Genomic DNA, 23,010 nt, shown 5'->3' on the forward strand with positions numbered 1-23,010 from the left:
CGCCATTCCCCTTTTTATTGCGGCAGGATCCGGTTCAGGGCGACAGCCGTATAGACATCAAAATTCATAGGCATTTTATTAAAATCCATATGGATCAGATTGCGGATTTTTGACAATCTGTATTGTATGGTATTGCGGTGGACAAACAAAAGTTCCGCCGTTTTTTTTACCTCAGAATCCGCATCCAGCATATAGGTCGTCAGGGTCAGGACGAGATCCGCCTCCGAATCCTCAATAATGGGATGGAGCAGATTTAAATAGGCCTTCTTTTTAGACGAGTTATTTATAATGGATAAGCACTGATTTGCAAAATGAATCTCCCGATCGGTATAGAATTTTTTTAGCGGATAAATTTTGCATGTAATATCAATACTGTCACAATATAGTACATAGGCACTGCGGAAGTCTTTCGCTGATTCTAAATTATTAAAAAGACTGTAACATTGGATGCTGCCCTCGCCGGAAAATTTGCGGTTCAACTCTTCTATGAGCAGGTCATCTAACGTACGGTTTCCGGAATAACTGCTTAAAATAATAATATGACTGCCAAAAGAATCGGCAATGCAATGCTTATGATGACTTTCGAAAAGATGTCGTATGTCATCAAGAATGGATATAGTCACGAGTGTATTCTGATGGGTTGGGCGTATATTGAGGATCATCATGGAATTGTAGTGAGACTGATTCAAATTTAATCCATTTGCAATGTGAGACGCTAAATCGCAGTCTCCCTCGATCAGCGCAGGAATCAACGATTCTTTGGTAGAAAGGTTAAGATTATAGTTCCAAATCGCAGCAAAGAGCTGAATGATCTCAATCACCTGATTCATCATGGCAGGGGTCAGTACATCATTCATGGCAGCACCATACAGGGTGAGCAGAGAACCCTTCTGATCAGAGAAGTGCGTTTGAAAGAAATTGTAGGAAGTTGAGTCTTTATGCTGTAAACCGTTGCCGGTATCCGTAAAGGAAGATTGAACCATCTTAAAAGGCAAAACGTTGGTTTGCGGCCAGTATGAATGACCGATGATATTTTCATGCGGATCGCATAAAAAGAAAGCAGCCTTGGCGTGGTCGGAGGCGAAGCGGAGCACATTTGCAATGTTTCTTTCGGAGGCGGGAAGCTGAGAAATTCTTTCCATGGTATTATTAACAAAGAAATTACTGTTTTTGCGGTCCATGAAAACAGCCTCCATAATATCGCTTATTACATCGCTATACCTTAGTCCCATGTTTTCACCGGGGAGCAGGATCACAGGAAAGTTCAGGCGATTGGCTGTATCGATCAACCTCTGGTCCACATGCTTTAAAATCATGTTCGAGTAAAATAAAATCAAGCCGGCTTCTCCGCATTTTTTATATTCTTCAATTGCTTTGCACTGTGCATCCACATCATCTCTTATAGAATAAAAGGCTGTTATCAGAAGTTCATTTGCAGTTTGGAAACAATCATCATAGAATTCAAACTCTGATACCGATACAGTGTTTACAATATTACACAGACCCTTACGTCCTGCAATGACATTTCCAAGAAACAGGGAAGGCAGCTGCAGGCAGTCTTTGACTGTTATACTCATAATGCTCTTGTATGAAATCGGTCCATACACTCCTCCTTATATGAAATCTTGGCTAAATCCTACCATAATAAAACAAATAAATCAACACACCTTTGTGCACATGCACAAAAAAGGAGAGCCATTTTTAATGGAGTGATGAATGACATAGTGCATGGTTTCATGTTAAAATACAGAAAATTTGAAATAGGATGACGACTGATTATAACAAATAGTAAAAATGAAGGAGGCTGTAATGGAGAAAGAAAAAAGTAAAGCAGAAGTAAATGCCTTGACTCCGGTTCCCACGGATGAGCGGAAAGGTTGGATCGCAATGGCATTTGTACAAGCCGGTATTTGCGTGTGTGTGCCATCCTTTCTGGAGGGAGCCATACTGGCGGAGGCTATGCCTGTCTGGCCGGCAATCATATCCGGGACACTGGGGTATGTTATCGTGGTTGTGGTCATGTCCATTCTGGGAATGATGGGGTGCGATCTGGGTGTACCGTCCTGTACCCTGACCAGAGCTACCTTTGGAGACAAAGGCGGGCGGTATATTGTAAGTGTTTTATTTGCCATTAACCTGATTGGATGGTTTGGCATCCAAAATGGCCTTTGCGGAGAAGCTTTTACGAATTTTATGAGTGAATATGTGGGAATCAGCATACCGCTGGTAGCTTCAAATGTTCTTTGGGGACTGATTATGCTGCTTACAGCTGTGTATGGTGTCAGTGCTCTGGAAAAGCTGGACTATGTATCGATTCCTCTTTTGATGATCATTATGACCATGGGAACGGTCATGGCGATTAAGGTGAATGGATTGACGGGAATGGGAAGCGAGGTAACGCAGACCATGAGTTTTCTTGGCGGCGTTGGATTATCTTTTAATTTTTATGCGGTGGGAACCATTACTGCGGCAGATATTACAAGATTTCAGAGGACGAGAAAGGATACGATCAAGTCCGTTGTATGGGGTGTCTTTCCTATGGGTGTGATTACGCTGGTTTTAGGCGTACTCTTAACAAAAATAGCCGGAAATTATGACATCAGTATGGTCTTAATCGATGTAGGGCTGCCTGTAGCGGGAGTCGTTGCATTGATTCTGGCAACCTGGACGACCAACTCAACCAATGCGTACAGCTCAGGCTTAGACATTGTCATGATCTTTAAAATTCCGGATAACCGAAGAAGGGAAGTGACTGTTGTAGCCGGACTCATCGGAATCGTTCTGGGAGCCTTTGGTATTTTGGATCATGTGGAAGGCTTTTTAAGCTTTCTGTCCTTCCTCGTATGCCCAATCGGCGGCGTTATGATGGCAGATTATTGGATTGTGGGTAAGGGAAAAGCTGAAAACTGGCACCCTGTAGAGGGATTCAATAAAATAGGAGTTCTTTCATGGGCTCTTGCAGCCGTAATCGCTTATTTATGCAAGATTGAGTATTTAGGAATTGTGGTTGGTCTAGTTATATATTTAATATTGGAAAGGTTTGTCCCTTCTTTATCAAGGGGAGCAGAAAAGAAAGTAGAGGCGTAGCATGAAAAAATTAACACAAGAAAATATTATTGATATTTTATACGGATGCACCGTACTTGGAACAGGCGGCGGAGGAAACCTTGAGGATGGAATCGCCGTTATGGAACAGGATTTTAAAGAAGGAAAGGAACTGTATCTGGCAAGTTTGGACGAATTGCCGGATGAGGCCTATATTGCCACCCCGTATTGCTGCGGAGCTCCGGCAGCGCTGGATGCGGAGGAAGATGAGAAGTACAAAGAGCTGCCTCATATTGGCTACCCCGCTTCCATATTGGCGTTCAGAAGTCTGGAAGAGTATTTCGGCGAGAAATTCTTTGCGGTTTCCTCTACAGAACTTGGGGGAGCCAATACAGCAGAAGCATTACATACCGCCTGCCAGCTGGGGATTCCTCTGATGGATGGCGATCCTGCCGGAAGATCGGTACCGGAGCTTCAGCATTCCAGTTATTTTGTAAAAAATAAACCAATCAACCCGATGACAGTGGCTACGGAATATGGAGATGTGGTCATCCTAAAGGATGTTGTGGATGATTTCCGAGCAGAGGAGATCGCCCGATCTATTGCCTGTGTAAGCGGTGCTATGGTGGGCGTTGCAGATCATCCCATGAAAGGAAAAGACTATAAGGAGTCCATTATTCCCAATGCCATCAGTTATGCCATGAAAATCGGCGAGGAATTGAGAAAGGCCAGAGAAAGCGGGAAGGATGGAGAAGGAGTTGCCGGAGCCATTGCAGATGCCGTGGAGGGTAAGGTACTCTTCAAGGGCAGCGTGGAAAAAACGCCGTGGGAACAGACCGGAGGATTTAATATCGGAGAAATTTATCTCACCGGAACAGATACTTATGCCGGTGAGAAATATAAAATCTGGTTTAAAAATGAGAACATTATCGCCTATCGAAACGACCAGATTGATGTAACCGCTCCGGACTTAATCTGCATGATCGGTGCAGACGGGATTCCTGTCACCAGTCCGAATTTCCAAAAGGGCATGGAAATCAATGTCTTAGTTCTTCCTTCACCCGATATATGGAAGACAAAAGAAGGTCTGGAGTGTTTCGGCCCAAGACATTTTGGTTTTGATGTGGACTATATACCATTTAATGAAAAAAAATAAAAAGAGGATTATAATATGGAAAGTTATATTAAAAAAGACGATATGCTGCTCCATTTGAAAGAGTTGGTTTCCATAAACAGCGTAAGCGGTCCGCCGGAAGGAAAATATCCTTTCGGCAAAGGATCCTTTGATGCCCTGCAATATTGCCTTGAATTGTGCAAAAAGTTTGGATTTCAGACAAAGCAATGTGAAAACTACATGGGCTATGCGGAAATTGGGCAAGGGGATGAGATCATGGGAATACTTGTCCATCTTGACGTGGTACCGGCAAGCAGCGGATGGGATTGTGAACCTTTTGACGTGACGGTCAAGGAGGACAGAGTTTACGGCCGGGGCGTTATTGATGACAAGGGCCCTGCCGTAGCCGTTATATATGCCATGAAAGAGCTTCTGGACAGCGGAAAGCCCCTTTCCAGGCGTATACGCCTGCTCTTCGGATGTACAGAAGAGACCGGCGATTGGCCGGATATGGAATACTATAAGCAGCATGAGGAATTACCGGATTTCGGATTTACTCCGGATGCGGATTTCCCGCTGATTTATGCGGAAAAGGGGATACTGATCCTTCAGCTGAAAATGAAAAGGGAAGAATCCGGCATTCAAAACGCAAAAGCGGGAGATGCACCGAATATGGTGGCCTCTCATTGCGAGGTGACTGCCCTCGGCTTGGATGGCCGTGAGGTCACTATCGTAAGGGACGGCAAATCCGCCCATGGAAGTATGCCGTGGCTGGGTGCCAATGCCATTGGTCTTGTCATGAAAGAGCTTCCAGGCCGATTTGCAGAATTCTATAATGAAAATTTCGGGCAGACCTGGGACGGCGCATTACTGAACTGCAAGCTTCAAGATGAACAGAGCGGAGAAATTACAATCAATCCCGGAATGCTCATCAGTGACGAACAGTGGATCAAATTGGTGCTGGACATCCGATATCCCGTCAGCTATACGCAAGAGGATATTGTGAACAGAATCACAAGCAAAGTAGCTAATTATGGAATTACGGCAGAAATCCTTGGGGGAGAAAAGCCTGTATTTATGGATAAACACAGCGAGTTTATACAGAGCCTGTTGAAAGCCTATCGCGATGTGACAGGGGATTCTACAGAACCGATGACTATGGGCGGCGGCACTTATGCCAAAGCCATGGAGCATATCGTGGCTTTTGGCCCGACCTTTCCCGGCAGAGAATGCACGGAACACCAGCCCAATGAATACATTTTTATAGAGGACTTGTATAAGGCGAGAGAAATCTATAGGCTGGCAATGGAAAGGGCTTGCTCTGTTTCCGTATGACTGTTGTATTTCCTTTGGGCTGACGTCCTCTCCTATAAAGTTCTGCCGGCAATGCTAGTGCCTGTTTTGCCGGCAGAAGTTATATTTTTATACTATTTGCGGATATATAAAATAAAGACATCCCCGGAAGCATAAACTGTAGCTGGGGGTGCTTTTTATATGGATGAAATAATTGTAAACGGATACGTCTATCCAAGTGTTCAGCCGGAGGTACTGGAAGCATGGCTGCCAAATTTATCGCTGATTGCAACCTTTAGCTACGGCATGACTCCGGAGGGATATTTGATCCCTTTAAATGATGAAGAGCTGATCGAAGCTGCTGATAATGCCGGAGTAGGCTCCATGATGGTATTGACACCGATGAACGAACAGGGACAGTTCTCAGAACAGCTGGTGAGCGATGTGGTTGAAAATCCGGAAGCGGTGGAGAGATTGCTCCAGGAAATACTATATGAATTGAGAAGAAAAAATCTTTTTGGTGTAGATTTTGACTTTGAATATGTACCGGCACAAAACAGAGATCAGTATACGGAGCTTGTTTCCAGAGCGACCGAGATGTTTAGTCCGGAAGGATTTTTAGTGACTGTTGCGCTTGCGCCTAAAACCTCGGCAGGACAGCAAGGGCTTTTATATCAGGGGCACGATTATGCCGGCATGGGAAAAGCCGCTAATTTTGTGCTTCTGATGACGTATGAGTGGGGGTATACCTATGGACCGCCGATGGCAGTGGCTCCGATCAATAAAGTACGGCAGGTGATTGAATACGGTGTCACCGAAATACCTCCGGAAAAAATTCTGATGGGAATTCCGAATTATGGGTATGATTGGACTCTGCCTTTCGTACCGAAGGAATCCATGGCAGAAAAAATTACGAATGAAGAGGCAGTCAGGAGAGCGGAAGAGTTTGGCGCAGAAATACAGTTTGACGAAGAAGCACAAAGTCCACATTTTGTCTATTGGAAAGAAGCCGTCACCACAAATGAGGACGGGACGGAAGAAACCGTATATCAGCAGCACGAAGTGTGGTTTGAAGATGCCAGAAGCTATAAGGCTAAAATGGATGTAGTCCGGGAATATGGGCTGGCGGGTATCAGCATCTGGAATATTATGAGCTATGATCCCAATCTGGCAAATGCGATAAAAAGAGCCTTTTCGGTAACGAAACTGTTCTAAATAAAGCTTTTAAGCAAGCTGTTCCTCAAAATATGAATAAATATTTATATCAACAGGATTGTCTGGTAAAAATAAACTGGATAGTCCTGTTGACTTTTTTGTAATAGTTCATTATAGTATAAGATAAATAGTTAGAAATTAAAAATATTAGAATTTAAAAATATTATTACAATTAATAGGATATAATAAAAGATAGAAATCAAAATTTGTGATTTGCGGTACAAATTCTGTCAGCCGCGCTAAACGGGGCAGGGTGTTAAAGGAACGAATATTGGGAGGAATATGCAATGGCAAAAGTGGGAATAACAGAGACTGTTCTCAGAGACGGACAGCAGTCGCTGATGGCGACCCGAATGAAAACCGAGGAAATGCTGCCTATTTTAGAGGTTATGGACAATGTGGGCTATCACGCCATAGAGATGTGGGGAGGGGCGACTTATGATGCCTGTATCCGTTTTTTGGATGAAGATCCGTGGGTTCGGCTCAGAAAAATAAGAAAAAGGGTAAAGAATACAAAATTGCAGATGTTGCTGAGGGGACAAAATCTGCTGGGATACAGACATTATGCGGATGATCTGGTGGATGAGTTCGTAGACCGGGCAATTACCAACGGAATTGACATTATCCGGGTGTTTGATGCATTGAACGACACGAGAAATCTGCAGCGTTCCATTGAAGCCTGCAATAAAGCCGGCGGCCACGCTCAAGGAGCCATTTCATACACCAAAAGTCCGGCTCACGATAATCAGGTTTTTATTAATCTGGCAAAAGAATTAGAGCAGATGGGAGCAAAGTCCATTTGCATCAAAGACATGGCGGGGCTTCTCGACCCATATAATGCACAGAAGCTGATTACCGACATCAAGCAGGTGATTACCGTGCCGCTGGAGCTTCACACGCACTCTACCAGCGGTTTGGGAAGCCTGACCTATATGAAAGCAGTAGAAGCCGGAATAGACATCATAGATACTGCTATTTCTCCGTTTGCAGAGGGAACCTCTCAGCCTTCCACAGAGGCGATGGTGGTTGCTTTTAGGGGTACATCCCATGATACGGGATTAGATTTAGGGCAGTTAAATAAAATTGCCGAACATTTTAAACCGGTTCGGGAAAAGTATATCGCCGAAGGGCTCATTGACATCAAATTGACAGGTGTCGATGTCAACACGCTGGTATATCAGGTTCCGGGCGGAATGCTGTCCAATCTGTTGTCCCAGTTAAAGCAGTCCAATGCGGAAGACCGGTTTGACGAGGTGCTGAAAGAAGTTCCGGAGGTGAGAAGGGATTTAGGCTACCCGCCGCTGGTCACACCGACCAGTCAAATCATAGGAACACAAGCAGTATTGAACGTCCTGACCGGCGAACGCTATAAAATGGTTCCCAATGAGGTAAAGATGATCGTGAAGGGGATGTACGGAAAAACTACCGTTCCCATCAGCCCGGAGATCAAGCAGAAAATTATCGGAGATGAGGAACAGATCACGTGCAGGCCGGCAGATTTGCTTGAACCGGAATTGGAAAATATGAAGAGAGAATGTGCGAGATATCTGGAGCAGGAGGAAGATGTGCTGACTCAGGCCATGTTCCCCAAAAATGCGGAAGAATTTTTCCAAAAAAGAGCGGCAAGAATATACGGTATGGACTGGAGTCTTGTAGATGAAGAGGCTATGGCCTATCCGGTGTAAAAAAACAGAGAGATAAAGCGAAAAATACAAAGAAATACAGCGCGAAAGACAGACCGCCGATTCCTATAGGATCCAGCGGTCTGTTGGCATTTTAGGCGGATTATGTTATACTTAAGGATATGAAATTAGTAATAGCAGAAAAGCCCAGCGTGGCCGCCGAAATTGCAAAAGTCATGGGTGCGGACAAGCGGGGCAACGGATTTTTTAAAGGAACTGAATATGTAGTATCCTGGTGTGTAGGACATTTGGTGGAGACTGTCATGCCGGAAGTCTATGATAAAAAGTATCAAAAGTGGCATATCATGGACCTTCCCATCATACCGCAGGAATGGAAATATCAAGTGTCTGCAGGCGTGCAGGCACAGTTTGGCGTGGTCAAAATGCTGATGGAGAGCGATGATATTGATGAAATCATATGTGCGACCGATGCGGGGCGAGAAGGAGAGCTGATATTCCGACTGGTATATAATCAGGCGGAATGCACTAAAAGTTTTAAACGGCTCTGGATCAGTTCGATGGAGACGAAAGCCATCCGAGACGGCTTTGCGAAGCTGAAAGAAGGAAGGGAATACGACAGGCTGTATCAGGCAGCTCTTTGCAGGCTTCAGGCAGATTGGCTGGTGGGCATCAACTTTTCCAGGTTGTTTGCCTGTATGGCCAACGCGCAGATCAATATCGGAAGGGTTCAGACGCCTACGGTCAATTTAATTGTGGAGAGGCAAAGAGCCATTGACCAGTTTGACTCAAAACCCTTTTATATTCTTACAGCCGCCTGCAGCCATGACGGCATGAATTTTACAGCGACCAAGCGGGTAGAAAGTAAGGAAGAAAGTGAACAGATTGTAGAAAAGTGCCATGGAAAGACTGCTCAGGTAGCGGCGATGACTCAGGCGCCGGTCAAGGAAAACCCGTCGGCCTTATACGATCTGACCACATTACAGAGGGAAGCTAACAAAATGCTGGGACTGTCCGCACAGCAGACTCTGGATGCAACTCAAAATCTATATGAGAAGAAGCTGGTGACGTATCCGAGAACGGACAGCAGATATCTGACAGCGGATATGAAAGACAGCGCCGGGCAAATCGTAAAGAGCCTGTTAAAAGCACCTTATCTGGACAAACAGACCTCTTCCCATTACGATTTAAACCATATCAATATAGAGCGGCTCATCAATGACAAAAAAGTAACGGATCACCATGCGATCATACCGACGATAGAAGCCTGGAGGGCATCGGATAAGCTTCCGAAAAACGAGTTTCATATCCTGCTTCTGATTGTATATAAGCTGCTGACCTCAGCCTATCTGCCTCATGAATACATAAAGACCGAATTATTCTTAAACATTGAGGGAGAAGAATTTAAGGCCACAGGCAGACAGATCACTGAAAATGGATTTAAGGAAATCACCGCTCAGTTATCCGAGCTTTTAAAGAGCAGTCCGAAAACAGAGGAAGGAAGCAGCGGAAAAGGAAAAGGAAAAAAGCCTAAGAAAAAGACAGAAGAAAAAGCAGAAGAGATCATCCCTGCTTTGACAGAGGGGCAGACCATTCAGCGTGCAGACGTTACTTCAAAGGAAAAGAGCACTCAGCCTCCAAAGCCTTATACGGAGGATACCCTTCTCTCCGCCATGGAAAATGCCATGAAGACCCTTGAGGATGAAGAACTGAAAAAGGAGGTGGCAGGCGCTGGATTAGGAACTCCGGCTACTCGGGCAGGCATTATAGAACGTATCATAAAAACCGGATTTGTAGAGCGAAAAGGGAAAAACCTTCTTCCTACTGCAAAGGCTTATGAAGTGGTGGATTTAGTGCCGGAAAAAGTAAAGAGTGCGGTCCTGACAGCAGAATGGGAACAAAAGCTGGAGCAGATTTATAAGGGAGAAATAGAGAGCAGAGAATTTATAGACGGAATCATTGATTTTGTTGACGAAATGGTAGAAAGCTATACCGAAGGCTGCGTGTTTGATGAGCGTGGACGGGAAATTATCGGCAAATGTCCAAGGTGCGGTAAAAACATTTATGAAGGAAAGAAAAATTATTATTGCGAGGGCGGAAAGGAATGCGGATTTACGATTTGGAAAGAAGATAAGTTCTTCTTGAGCAAGCGAAAACCGCTGACGAGGCCTATGGTAAAAGCTTTTTTGGAAAAAGGCAGGATTAAGGCTGTCAATCTGTATTCGGAAAAGAAAGATACCACCTATTCCGCTTATATATTTATGGAAGATACCGGACAGTATGTGAATTTTAAGCTTTACTTTCCCAAGAATATGAATTTTTAAAAAGAATGAAGAAGTATATTGTAAACGTTTTTGTTGCTTTTATGGAAAGGCTTTAGTATTATTTTATATAGTGATGTTTTTTTGCAATGCGGGGGAAGGGTATTTCCTGCATACAAAAAAACAGGGAGTGCAGAAGGGAAGCAGGAAATGTTTGAAGAAAAATATTTAAAGCTGTTGTCGAAGGAATATCCGAATATCGAAAAGGCGTCAGCAGAAATTATAAATTTAAGGGCGATTTTAAGCCTGCCGAAGGGAACTGAATACTTTTTGAGCGATCTGCATGGAGAGCATGAAGCCTTTATTCATATGGTGAAGAGTGCTTCCGGAGTCATCCGCTCTAAGATCGATGAAATCTTTGGAAAGCGCCTGCCGGAAAAAGAACGGGATAAGCTGGCATCCCTGATTTATAATGCGGAAGCGGAGCTGGAGAGAAGAAAAAAGGAAGAAACCGATTTTAATGAATGGTGCAGAGTCACGATTTACAGGCTGATTGAGGTATGTAAATCCGTTTCTACTAAATATACCAGATCCAAGGTGAGAAAAAGGCTGCCCAAAGACAGTGCGTACATTATAGATGAGCTTTTACATGCGGATGACGAAGCCAACAGAGCGCATTATTACAATGAGATCATTAACTCTATCGTAGAATGCCAAGTGGCCGAGCAGTTTATTGCAGAGCTGTCCGATACGATCAGCCGGCTGGCCGTAGATCGATTACATATTATAGGAGATATTTTTGACAGGGGAGCACACCCCGATTACATTATGGAATACCTGATGAACTTTCATGATGTGGATTTTCAGTGGGGAAACCATGATATTGTCTGGATGGGTGCTGCCACCGGAAATTGGGCGTGTATAACGAATGTCATACGAATGAACATCAGCTATAATAATTTTGATATGCTTGAAATCGGATACGGTATCAATTTAAGACCGCTGGCAGTTTTCGCAGCAAAGGTATATGCCAATGACCCTTGTACCCACTTTGCTCCGCATATGCTGGACCGAAACACCTTTGATCCGGTGGACGAACAATTAGCGGCTAAAATGCATAAAGCCATTGCAATCATACAGCATAAGGTGGAAGGCCAGCGAATTATGTCCCATCCGGAATATAAAATGGATCACCGGCTGCTTTTGGATAAAATTGATTTTGAAAAGAACACCATAAAGATCAAAGGGATAGAATGGAAGCTGAGAGATACGAACTTTCCTACCATTGATCCTGAGAATCCGTATCAGCTTACAGATGAAGAGAATTTGCTGATGAATACGCTGGAAGCTTCTTTTCTGGAAAGTGAAAAATTGCAGGAGCATATTCGTTTCCTATACAGCCATGGAGCGATGTACAAATGTGTAAATGGAAATCTGCTCTATCATGGGTGCATTCCAATGACGGAAGACGGAGAATTTGAGGATGTTACCTTAAACGGTTCCACTCATAAGGGAAAAGCGTTTATGGATTATCTGGATGATGAGGTGCGAAAAGCCTATTTTAATCCGCTGGCATCCGATGAAACGGGCATTACCGGAGACATTATGTGGTACTTATGGCTGGGAAGCAAATCTCCATTGTTCGGAAAAGATCAGATGACCACTTTTGAACGGTCGTTTATAGAGGATAAAAAATCCCATAAGGAATATACGGTGCCGTATTATAAGCTGGTAAATGACCGCACGACCTGTGAAAAAATTCTGACGGAATTTGGATTGGATCCAGCTACCGCTCATATCCTGAACGGGCATGTACCGGTCAAGATCAAGGATGGAGAAAGCCCGATCCGAGGAGGAGGCAAGCTGTTTATCATCGACGGAGGCATTTCAAAGGCCTATCAAAAGCAAACGGGGATTGCCGGGTATACCTTTATTTTCAATTCCAGATTCATGGCTCTTGCGGAGCACAAGACATACAGTCCCATGAAGGAGGATGGCAGTCAGGAATTCCACACGCCGACTATTAAAATCGTAGAGAATATGCCGGTAAGACTGACGGTAAAGACCTCCGATATAGGGGAGGATCTGCAATTACAGGTAGAAGATCTGAAAAACCTGGTAAAGGCATACAAGTCCGGCCTGATTAAAGAAACCAAATAAAAAGACTTCATAATAAAAGGAGCGGATGGAAACGGCGGCCTGTTGAGGCTGCCTGATCCATTCGCTCCTTTTTCACCACCTTCACCGTACTAAGGTGGATAAATCATAAGGCGTTTCCTGATATACGTAATAGTTCAGCCAGTTTGAGAAAAGCAGGCTGGCATGACCACGCCACCGGAAAAGGATCTCCTCTTTGGGATCATCGTTTTTAAAATAGTTGCATGGAACGCTGATGTCCAGCCCTTTATTCACATCTCTGAAATATTCGGCCGCCAGCGTATCCTTATCGTATTCCTGATGACCCAGAATAAAAATTTGACGTCCGTTATCGGTGGCCAGAATGTGTACGCCGACCTCTTCTGATTCAGCTAAAATACGGATTTGAGGGTGCATCAGCACATCTTCCTTTTTTACCATCGTATGTCTGGAGTGTGGGGCATAGAAAAGCTCGTCAAACCCTCTTACCAAGGGGGTGTAGGGTCTTGTCACCTTATGCTCAAATACGCCGAAGACCTTTCCGTCGGTAGGATACTTGGGGATACCGAAGTGATAGTACAGTGCGGCTTGAGCTCCCCAGCAAATATGCATACTGCTGTATACATTGGTTTTTGAAAATTCAAAGATCTCGCAAAGCTCTTTCCAGTAATCCACTTCTTCAAATGGAAGCGTTTCGACCGGAGCTCCCGTAATAATCATTCCGTCAAAGCGCTGATCCTTTATTTCATCCAGCGTTTTATAAAAAGAAGTCATATGCTCCTGTGAGGTATTTTTGGATTCGTGGGAATCCATGCATACCAGCGTCAACTCCACCTGTAGAGGGGAGTTGGCCAAAACTCTGGCAAGCTGGGTTTCCGTGGCGATTTTAGTGGGCATCAGATTGACAATCAATATTTTTAATGGCCGGATGTCCTGTGTTACAGCTCTGCCCTTGTGCATAATAAAGATATTTTCTTTTTGCAATGCGTCAGAGGCAGGTAATTCATTTGGTATAATTAAAGGCATGTTGCCTCCTCCTTTTTAATATGGCGCCAGTTCATGCTTGTGCATGAGCTGGCAGATTAATATATGCCAGAGCCTTGAAGTCTCTGACCTGTCATTTTCTATAGTAAACGGACTGCTCTCAGTGCCTGATCGAAATCAGCCTTGATGTCTTCAATGGATTCCAGTCCTACGGAGACTCGGATCAATTCCGGTCGGATACCTCCGGCAATCTGTTCTTCCTCTGAAAGCTGTCTGTGTGTCGTGCTGGCAGGATGCAGCACAGAGGTTCGGATGTCTCCTACATGAACGACGATACTTGTAAGCTTTAAGTTCGAAAGGAATTTTTCTCCTGCCGCTTTACCTCCCTTTACGCCAAAACATAAGACACCGCCGGCACCCTTTGGCAGATATTTTTGAGACAAATCGTAGTATTTATCTCCCTCCAGTCCCGGATAAACGACCCAATCCGTCATTTCGTGATTTTCTAAGAATTCGGCTAAAGCCAGAGCGTTTGCACAGTGGCGTTCCATTCTTAAGTGAAGTGTCTGCAGTCCTTGATGTGTTAAATAAGCGTTCATAGGTGCCATGGTGCATCCGAAATCCCGGAGCATAACGGCACGAAGCCTCGTACAAAAGGCAGCATCTTTGAACTTGTGATAGAAGGACAATCCGTGATAGCTCTCGTCCGGTTCTACCATCCCCGGAAACTTCCCCGAAGCGGACCAATCAAAGGTGCCGGATTCCACCACCACACCACCGACACAGCTGGCATGGCCGTCCGCATATTTGGTGGTCGACTGAATCACGATGTCAGCCCCGTATTCAATGGGTCTGCAAAGAGCCGGTGAGGCTAAAGTGTTATCCACAATGAAAGGAACTCCTATGGTTCTTGCCGCTTTGGAGAATTTCTCGAAGTCTAAAACGCTTAAAGCGGGATTTCCGATCGTTTCACCAAAGATGGCTTTCGTTTCAGGCCTGACAGCCTTTAGGACTTCTTCCAAAGGAATATCCTGATCAATAAAAGTGACGTCAATTCCCAATCTTTTGAGGGATACTCCCAATAAATTATGTGTACCGCCATAAATATTGGCGGCAGAGATGACGTGATCACCGGACTGACAAATATTGCAGATGGTGATAAAGCTGGCCGCCATGCCCGAAGAAGCGGCAAGACCGGCCGTTCCGCCTTCCAGAAGAGCCATCTTTTCCTCCAGCGCATTTACGGTAGGGCTTCCTAACCTCGTGTACATAAAATTGGGGCTTTCCAGATCAAATAATTCCGCAACATCCTTGGAATCATAATATCTGTAAGTGGTATTCTGCACAATGGGCAGTACTTGAGGCTGACCGCTTTCGGCTTTATATGCACCGTGGACGCACTTCGTTTCAAAAGACATATTTTTCATTTCATTCATATGACTCATATTTTTACCTCCGATAAGTATCGCTAATAAGCGGAATTTTAATTTGTTTTTAGATGTAAGCAAAGTTTTATTCAATATAATTTGGTTTAGACACAAAAAAATAATATTTTTTTGGTATATACATACATATTTGATATGTTATACTATATTAAAAATAAAATCAATGATTTGTGATATAATTAATTTGATAATTTATTTCCGGCAGGAAAGATGTGTGAAAGAGAGGACTGCACAGAGCAGAGAGATGGATCAGATGAAAATAACAATACCCGAAGAGATAAGCCCTTCTTTTATTTATGCCTGCATGGGGTTTGGGCAGAAGGAACCGGATCCGGACAGCCTGAAACTGATACAGACCTGTTCCAGACTGGTGCTGGACACAGCCGTTCCCCACGCTGTCTGTCAGGAATTTCCCCTCCGTTTTACGGAAGACTTGGGCGAGGCTTATGTGATCCATCCAAAGAACAAGCTGGCAGGAAGCGCCGTTGCGAAACACCTTGCCGGCTGTGAATCCTGTATCTTAATGGCAGTCACACTGGGAGTTCAGATGGACAGGCTTATTCGAAGAGCACAGGTAACGGATATGGCCAAGGCCGTAGCCCTGGATGCGTGTGCCTCATCTCTGATTGAAGATTTGTGCGACCAGCTCCAGCTTCGGATGACTGAAGCCTATCATAAGAAGGGTATGGCGCTGACCGCAAGGTTCAGTCCGGGGTATGGCGATTTGCCCTTAGAGGCTCAGGATGTGTTTTCAAATCTTTTGAATATGGAGCGAAAAATCGGATTGACAAAGAGCAGCGAGCACCTGCTGATACCTCGTAAGTCTGTTACGGCAGTAATCGGAATCCTGCCGGAGGAAAAAGCGAGGGACAGCAGAAAAGGCGGTACGGGTAGAAAAAATGAGAAAGCCCAAACAGCTTGCGAAACTTGTGAGAGACGAGACTCTTGCCTCTTTCGGATAAACGGAGGTTATTGCGGGAGGCGGTAAAGTGTTACAATTGCAGGATGTCTGGAAGGTGTTTTGTGCAGAAAGCAGCTTTTAATAGGAAAAAGGAATGGAAGGAAAGTAAATTGAGAAATATTTTTAATACAAAGGAGTATGTAATACTGGATGGAGCGATGGGTACCATGCTTCAAAACAGCGGCCTGGAATTGGGTGAACGGCCGGAGCTTCTCTCAATCACCCATCCGGAGAAAATAACAGCAGTTCATAGGATGTACGTGGAAAGCGGATCCGATGTGATCTATGCCAACACCTTTGGCGCAAATGCACATAAGCTGGCCGGATTTGGGTATACCGTGGAGGAGGTCATTACAGCCGGAATCAAAGTGGCAAGAGAAGCCTGCGGAGATACGGAGACTCTGGTGGCTCTGGACATTGGACCACTGGGCGAATTGCTGGAACCGGCGGGGACCTTATCCTTTGAAACGGCCTATGAGCTGTTTCGGGAAATGGTGGAGGCCGGAACGAAAGCCGGAGCAGATGTCATCATCTTTGAAACCATGACGGATCTGTATGAGGTAAAGGCAGGCGTTTTAGCGGCAAAGGAACATTCCCATCTGCCGGTCATGGTATCCATGACGTTTGAGAGCAACCATCGAACTTTTTCGGGATGCACAGTGGAATCCATGGCCATGACGCTGGAAGGTCTTGGAGCGGATGCCATAGGAATCAACTGCTCCTTAGGTCCTACAGAGATATTCCCTATTGCCAGGGAACTTTGTGAGAATACCAGATTACCTGTTTTTGTAAAACCCAATGCCGGACTTCCCAATTTAAAGACCGGAGAGTATGATATTGATGCAGAACAATTTGCAGAACAGATGCTCCCTTATCATGAGCTGGGGATTTCCATGCTTGGGGGATGCTGCGGAACGGCGCCCGGCTATATCAGACAGCTTGTTTCAAAATTCGGCGGAGTGCAGACAAAGGCATCCGAAAGAATCGCAAACTATGTGCCGGTGCTCAGAGCCTGCTCGCCGACGACAGCTTTGCGGGTGGATCATGTAGCGGTTGTAGGGGAGACCATAAATCCCATGGGTCGGAAATTCATTAAACAGGCATACTTGGAGGAGGATATGGACACCATTCTTGCCTGCGGGGTCGATCAGGTGGAAAGCGGAGCAGAAATTTTGGATGTGAACGCAGGACTGCCGGGCATTGATGAAACAGAAATGCTCCGCCGCGTGGTAAAACTGCTTCAATCCGTCATAGACGCACCTCTTCTGCTGGATTCACAAAATCCGGAAGCGTTAGAGGCAGCTCTTCGGATCTACAACGGAAAACCCATGATTAATTCCACCAACGGAGATCCGGCATTAATGGAACAAATTTTTCCTCTGGCCAAAAAGTACGGTGCGGCAATCGTAGGATTGACTCTGGATGAAGGGGGCATACCGGAAACGGCAGAAAGACGGTTCCAACTGGCAGAACGCATCGTGGAGACGGGGCTTTCCTATGGTATTCCCAAAGAGGATCTCATCATAGACTGTCTGACTCTGGCTGCTTCTGTTCAACAAAAGGAAGCTTCTGAAACGCCAAAAGCAATCCGCATGATAAAAGAACAGCTGGGTGTGAAGATTTTGCTCGGTGTGTCCAATATCTCCTTTGGACTTCCTCAGAGAGAGGTCATAAACCGAAATTTCTTAACACTGGCGTTGGACGCAGGTCTGGATATGCCCATTATGAATCCAAAGGATAACGGCATGAAGGAATCCATTTACGCGTATAATGTTCTGTCCGGGCATGATGAAGGGGCGAAGCAGTATATTGAGGCCTTTGCCCAAGGGGAAACCGCAGGAAAGTCTTCGGGCGGACAAAGCACTGCTCCTGTGAAGAGGGATTCAAACAGCCAAGATCAAACAGCTCAGCCGGACATATTTTATACTGTCAGGAAGGGCTTGAAAAACGAGACAAGGGCGGCGGCAGAAAACCTGCTCGAAAGCATGAAAGAAATGGACGTCATCAACCAAAAGCTGATTCCCGCATTAGACGTGCTGGGTGCTCTCTTTGAGAAGGGCGACATCTTCCTTCCGCAGCTCATACAGGGAGCCCAGGCGGCACAAGCAGGATTTGAGGTCGTAAACAGGAGACTGGCCGCTCAGGATACCGAGACGGTGAACCGCGGGAAAATCGTGCTGGCAACAGTAAAGGGTGATATTCACGATATCGGTAAAAACATCGTAAAGATTATTTTGCAGAACTATGGATACCAGATTATAGATCTGGGAAGAGATGTGGCGATAGATACTGTGGTAGAAGCCGTGAAAAAGCATGAGGCTAAAGTGGTGGGACTTAGTGCCCTGATGACGACGACTTTAAAAAGCATGGCAGATACCATAGAAGCTATTCGCAAGGCCGGACTGGATTGCAAGATCATGGTCGGCGGTGCGGTTCTAACGGAAGAGTATTCAAAAACCATTCAGGCGGACTATTATGCGAAAGATGCAAAACGCTCGGTGGATATTGCTAAAGAAGTGTTTGGAAATTAACAATTTTGAAATTTTATATAAAAACAGGATGGAAATCTTTTCCAGCCTGTTTTTAGTTCTCTTTATTCTAATTCAAAGGCTCCGGTATAGAGCTGATAATAGGTTCCTTTTTCAGCAATCAAATCGTCGTGATCACCGCGCTCGATGATCCTGCCTTGCTCTAAGACCAGAATCGCGTTAGAGTTCTGCACGGTGGAGAGCCTGTGTGCGATGACAAAGACGGTTCGGCCGTGCATCAGAGAATCCATGCCTCGCTGTACGATGGCTTCGGTTCGGGTATCAATAGAGGAAGTCGCTTCATCCAGAATCATGACAGGCGGATCGGCAACGGCTGCACGGGCTATGGAAAGCAGCTGTCTCTGTCCTTGTGACAGACCGCTTCCGTCTCCGGATAACACGGTATCATATCCGTCCGGAAGCATGCGTATGAAACTGTCCGCATTGGCCAGTCTGGCGGCCTCCATACACTCTTCATCCGTGGCATCCAGTTTTCCGTATCGAATATTTTCCATCACGGTTCCTGTAAATAAGTTAACATCCTGCAAAACAATACCCAAGCTTTTTCTCAGATCTGTTTTTTTGATTTTATTGATATTGATCCCGTCATAGCGGATTTTTCCATCGGCAATATCATAGAAACGGTTGATCAGATTTGTAATGGTGGTCTTTCCTGCACCGGTAGCCCCTACAAAGGCGATTTTCTGGCCCGGCTTGGCGTAAAGGCTGACGTTGTGGAGAACCATTTTATCTTCATCATATCCGAAATCCACATCATAGAACCGAACCTCTCCCTTTAATTCTGTGTAGGTGACAGAACCGTCCCTGTGGGGATGTTTCCAAGCCCATAGATGCGTTCGGTGATCGGTTTCCATTAATACGCCATTTTCATATTTAGCATTTATAAGAGTTACATAGCCGTCATCCATTTCACTTTCTTCATCCATCAACTGGAAGATTCGGGAAGCACCGGCAAGAGCCATGATCACCGCATTTAACTGTTGAGAGACTTGGGCGATCGGCATGACGAAGCTGCGGGACAGCTGGAGGAAGGAAGCAATGATGCCCAAGGTCAAGACGCCTGTTCCCATAAGGTTCATATTGGTCACACCTGCCAGCCCCATAGCTCCGCCTACGATGGCGAGGACAACGTACATGGCATAACCGATGTTACTCATGACGGGCATCAGGATGTTCGCGTATTTATTTGCCTGTGTTGCATTATGACAAAGCTCATCATTGAATTTGTCGAAGTCTTCCTTAGCTTTTTCTTCATGGCAGAAAACCTTTACGACCTTTTGCCCGTTGATCATTTCCTCAATGAAACCGTTGACCTTGCCGAGCGACGCCTGTTGTCCGGCAAAGTAAGCTCCGCTTCTGCCTGTAATGCTTTTGATGGTTTTCAGAATAATAAAAACGAAAACCAGGACCAGAAGCGTCAGCCAGAAGCTCAGGTACAGCATGGAGCAAAAGACAGATACAATGGTAATCACCGAGGAAAGCATTTGAGGAAGAGCCTGTGCGATCATTTGTCTTAGCGTATCCGTATCATTGGTATAGTGGCTCATAATATCGCCGTGTGTATGGGTATCAAAATATTTAATGGGAAGTGTCTGCATATGAGAAAACATTTTATCCCGAATCTTTTTCAGTGTACCCTGGGCAATAACTGCCATGGTTCTATTGTAAAACAAGGCGGAAAGGATTCCCATGAGATAGATACAGCCCATAATAATAATGACCTTGAACAATCCTGAGAAATCAGGAGCCGCCGACAGAAGAAGGGGCGAAATATAATCGTCGATCAATCTCTGAATAAACAGGGCAGAAAGAGCACTGGCAACCGCACTGATTATGATACAGACGATGACGAAGAAGCCTTGCAGCTTATAGCCGCTCATATAGGATAATAAACGTTTGATCGTCTGAGGATCGGGTTTTTGCCTTCTTCTTTTTTGCATGGTGTTTTTGGATGGGGATTTTTCCTTACTCATTTTTCAGCCCTCCTTTCATTTGAGACTCGTAGACCTCCCTGTAAACCTCACAGGTTTTGAGAAGCTCCTCATGTGTGCCGACTGCGTTGATTTTTCCATCATCCAGAACGACAATCCTGCCTGCATCCTGTACGGAAGAGACCCGCTGTGCAATAATGATTTTTGTGGTATCCGGAATTTCTTCCCTTAAGGCTTTTCGAAACAGAGAGTCTGTTTTCGTATCTACGGCGCTGGTGGAATCATCCAAAATAAGTATTTTAGGCTTTTTCAGCAGCGCACGGGCGATACAGAGCCTTTGCCTCTGTCCGCCAGAAACATTGGAACCGCCTTGCTCGATGTACGTATCATATTGCTCCGGAAACTGCCTGATAAAGGTATCCGCTTGAGCAAGCTCGCAGGCATGAACCAGTTCCTGGTCAGAAGCATTCTCGTTGCCCCATCTGAGGTTTTCCTTAATCGTTCCGGAAAATAAAATATTTTTTTGAAGAACAACAGCCACTTGGTTTCGCAAGCTGTCAATATCGTATTCTCTGACATCAATGCCGCCTACCGTAATCCTGCCGGAGGTAACATCATAAAGCCTTGGAATCAACTGCACAAGGCTTGTCTTTGATGAACCTGTTCCTCCCAAAATCCCAATGGTATCACCGGAATCAATGGTCAGATCAATGTTGTCCAGAACCGGTTTGTGGGATTGCTTGGCATAGGCAAAGGATACGTTTTCAAAGGTAATGGCACCGTTTTTCACCTCAGTGACCGGATTTTCTATGTTTTTCAGATCGCTTTCCTCGGTCAATATTTCCACAATACGTTCTGCGGAGGCCCTTGAAATGGTAATCATAACAAAAACCATGGAAAGCATCATAAGGCTGATTAAAATCTGTGTCGCATAGCTGATCAGACCCATTAATTCTCCTGTGCTTAGACCTGTGGCGGGATCTCCTCCGCAGGCCACTATGGCTCGTGCGCCGAACCAGGAGACCAAAAGCATACAGGCGTACATGCAGAATTGCATTAAAGGCATATTAAACGCTAAAAGCTTTTCCGCTTTTGAAAAGTCTTTATAAATCGACTGCGATACAGTACCGAACTTTTCTGTTTCAAAAGGTTCTCGGGTAAAGGATTTTACGACGCGGATGCCGTGAAGGTTTTCCTGTACGATGTTGTTCAGCTTATCATAGGTTTTGAATACCCGAACAAAGATTGGGTGCGCATGAGAAATAATGAACCACAAGCCGATCCCTAAAATAGGAATAGAGCCTAGGAATATCCAGGAAAGCTCTGCGTCGATGTGAAAAGCTACAACTAAGGAAAAAATCAGCATGACCGGACAGCGTATGGCTGTACGAATGATCATCTGATACGCATTCTGTACATTGGTCACATCTGTGGTAAGTCTTGTTATAATGCTGGCAGCAGAGAATTTATCAATGTTGGAAAAGGAAAAATTCTGTACATTATAGTACATGCCCCGGCGGAGATTTCTGGCAAAACCTGAAGAGGCAATGGCGGCGCTTCTGCCCGCGAGAGCACCGAATATCAGAGAGATGAGAGCCAAGACCAGCAAGACCGTTCCCATTTTTACGATATAGGGCATATTTTTCCCGTCTATGCCGTAGTCGATCAGATTGGCCATTAACAGTGGTATGATGACTTCCATTACAACTTCTAATGTAACGTAAACGGGTGTGAGAAACGAGTCTTTTTTATATTGGCCGATGCATTCCCATAACTTTTTTATCATATATTTTCCTCCTATCTTAGTTACTAAATGATTATAGACGAAACTTCATTATACCTTTAATTAGTCATGGCGTCAAGGTCAATTTCCGGAGAATAGAAAAATAAACCGGCAATATGTCATTTATTGCCGGTCTCTTCTGTATCTTCTTCCTCTTCTTCGATTTTGATAGCTCCTACGGTTATGAAGCCGACGGCAGCTACCTTAGCAAGGGTCTTGATACCATGCTTTATTTTTTTAGTATCTTTTTCCTTGACCCCTTTCCATATTTCTCCGCTGTTATCGGTTACGAGTTTAACGCTGCCGACAAAGTTTTCAACTGTTTTGGCACCGCCTTCTTTTAAATCTTGAACTCCATCGCTGACCTTATCCGAGTTTTTAGTTATTTTACCAGTTATTACATCTGTAGCGCCACTGGCGATATCACCGGCAATAGAGCCGGTATATATGGTGGAATCTACAATGCTTGAACCAATGGTATCCATGATTTTTATATCTGTTACTTTCCCTACAACAGATAAGGTACCTCCGATAACACCACCTATTGCAGCGCCGGTTATAATGCCGGCTTTTTTTAGTGAATCCATTTAAGCACCTCCTGCTTTTTCATATGAGTATACAATAAAAAGATTAAAAGGTCAAAAACTTGATGT

15 protein-coding genes are annotated in these 23,010 nt (G+C 44.8%); 9 read left to right on the forward strand and 6 right to left on the reverse strand.

All coding sequences use genetic code 11. The features are described from left to right. Window positions 1-14: 14 nt before the first annotated feature. Complete coding sequence (locus EQM06_RS02350) at window positions 15-1,577, reverse strand: PucR family transcriptional regulator (protein ID WP_128744819.1); 1,563 nt, start codon at window positions 1,575-1,577, stop codon at window positions 15-17. A gap of 232 nt (window positions 1,578-1,809) precedes the next feature. Here EQM06_RS02350 and EQM06_RS02355 point away from each other — a divergent pair, with 232 nt between their 5' ends. From EQM06_RS02355 to EQM06_RS02385, 7 genes are all read left to right on the forward strand, one after another. Next, entirely contained in the window at window positions 1,810-3,087 is a 1,278-nt protein-coding gene (locus tag EQM06_RS02355; protein WP_164914318.1) for a purine-cytosine permease family protein, read from the forward strand. A gap of 1 nt (window position 3,088) precedes the next feature. Further along, window positions 3,089-4,201, forward strand: coding sequence for a DUF917 domain-containing protein (locus EQM06_RS02360; protein ID WP_128744821.1), 1,113 nt, complete (start codon window positions 3,089-3,091; stop codon window positions 4,199-4,201). A 15-nt stretch (window positions 4,202-4,216) separates the two neighbouring features. Then, a complete protein-coding gene (locus EQM06_RS02365; RefSeq protein ID WP_128744822.1) occupies window positions 4,217-5,494 on the forward strand; it encodes a Sapep family Mn(2+)-dependent dipeptidase in 1,278 nt (425 codons plus the stop codon). Window positions 5,495-5,653: 159 nt separating this feature from the next. Continuing rightward, window positions 5,654-6,667, forward strand: a complete 1,014-nt coding sequence (locus EQM06_RS02370) for a glycosyl hydrolase family 18 protein (RefSeq protein WP_128744823.1) — start codon at window positions 5,654-5,656, stop codon at window positions 6,665-6,667. A gap of 287 nt (window positions 6,668-6,954) precedes the next feature. Then, on the forward strand, window positions 6,955-8,352 hold the full coding sequence (locus EQM06_RS02375) for an oxaloacetate decarboxylase subunit alpha (RefSeq protein WP_128744824.1): 1,398 nt from the start codon (window positions 6,955-6,957) through the stop codon (window positions 8,350-8,352). A gap of 119 nt (window positions 8,353-8,471) precedes the next feature. After that, entirely contained in the window at window positions 8,472-10,631 is a 2,160-nt protein-coding gene (locus EQM06_RS02380) for a DNA topoisomerase 3 (protein ID WP_128744825.1), read from the forward strand. Between the two features lie 147 nt (window positions 10,632-10,778). Further along, window positions 10,779-12,728, forward strand: a complete 1,950-nt coding sequence (locus tag EQM06_RS02385) for a fructose-1,6-bisphosphatase (protein WP_128744826.1) — start codon at window positions 10,779-10,781, stop codon at window positions 12,726-12,728. 81 nt (window positions 12,729-12,809) lie between these two features. On the opposite strand, the gene metA is transcribed toward EQM06_RS02385, so the two are convergent. Continuing rightward, a complete protein-coding gene (metA, locus tag EQM06_RS02390) occupies window positions 12,810-13,730 on the reverse strand; it encodes a homoserine O-acetyltransferase MetA (protein WP_128744827.1) in 921 nt (306 codons plus the stop codon). Between the two features lie 98 nt (window positions 13,731-13,828). After that, on the reverse strand, window positions 13,829-15,133 hold the full coding sequence (locus tag EQM06_RS02395; protein ID WP_230974999.1) for an O-acetylhomoserine aminocarboxypropyltransferase/cysteine synthase family protein: 1,305 nt from the start codon (window positions 15,131-15,133) through the stop codon (window positions 13,829-13,831). 214 nt (window positions 15,134-15,347) lie between these two features. Here EQM06_RS02395 and EQM06_RS02400 point away from each other — a divergent pair, with 214 nt between their 5' ends. Together EQM06_RS02400 and EQM06_RS02405 are read left to right on the forward strand one after the other, a co-directional pair. Further along, on the forward strand, window positions 15,348-16,121 hold the full coding sequence (locus tag EQM06_RS02400) for a hypothetical protein (protein ID WP_205666578.1): 774 nt from the start codon (window positions 15,348-15,350) through the stop codon (window positions 16,119-16,121). A 35-nt stretch (window positions 16,122-16,156) separates the two neighbouring features. After that, window positions 16,157-18,625, forward strand: coding sequence for a homocysteine S-methyltransferase family protein (locus EQM06_RS02405; RefSeq protein WP_330548352.1), 2,469 nt, complete (start codon window positions 16,157-16,159; stop codon window positions 18,623-18,625). 62 nt (window positions 18,626-18,687) lie between these two features. Here the strand turns inward: EQM06_RS02405 and EQM06_RS02410 are convergent, their stop codons facing one another. The 3 genes from EQM06_RS02410 to EQM06_RS02420 all read right to left on the reverse strand — a co-directional run bounded on the left by EQM06_RS02410 (window position 18,688) and on the right by EQM06_RS02420 (window position 22,944). Further along, on the reverse strand, window positions 18,688-20,616 hold the full coding sequence (locus EQM06_RS02410; RefSeq protein ID WP_128744830.1) for an ABC transporter ATP-binding protein: 1,929 nt from the start codon (window positions 20,614-20,616) through the stop codon (window positions 18,688-18,690). Further along, the gene (locus EQM06_RS02415) at window positions 20,609-22,360 is read right to left on the reverse strand and encodes an ABC transporter ATP-binding protein (protein WP_128744831.1); all 1,752 of its coding nucleotides are present in this window, start codon (window positions 22,358-22,360) and stop codon (window positions 20,609-20,611) included. Before EQM06_RS02415 ends, EQM06_RS02410 begins: the two co-directional genes overlap by 8 nt. Before the next feature lie 116 nt (window positions 22,361-22,476). Then, window positions 22,477-22,944: a hypothetical protein gene (locus EQM06_RS02420; protein ID WP_128744832.1), complete on the reverse strand. Its 468-nt coding sequence runs from the start codon at window positions 22,942-22,944 to the stop codon at window positions 22,477-22,479. Window positions 22,945-23,010: the final 66 nt, after the last annotated feature.

It is taken from the genome of Aminipila luticellarii (assembly GCF_004103735.1).
Taxonomy (GTDB): domain Bacteria; phylum Bacillota; class Clostridia; order Peptostreptococcales; family Anaerovoracaceae; genus Aminipila; species Aminipila luticellarii.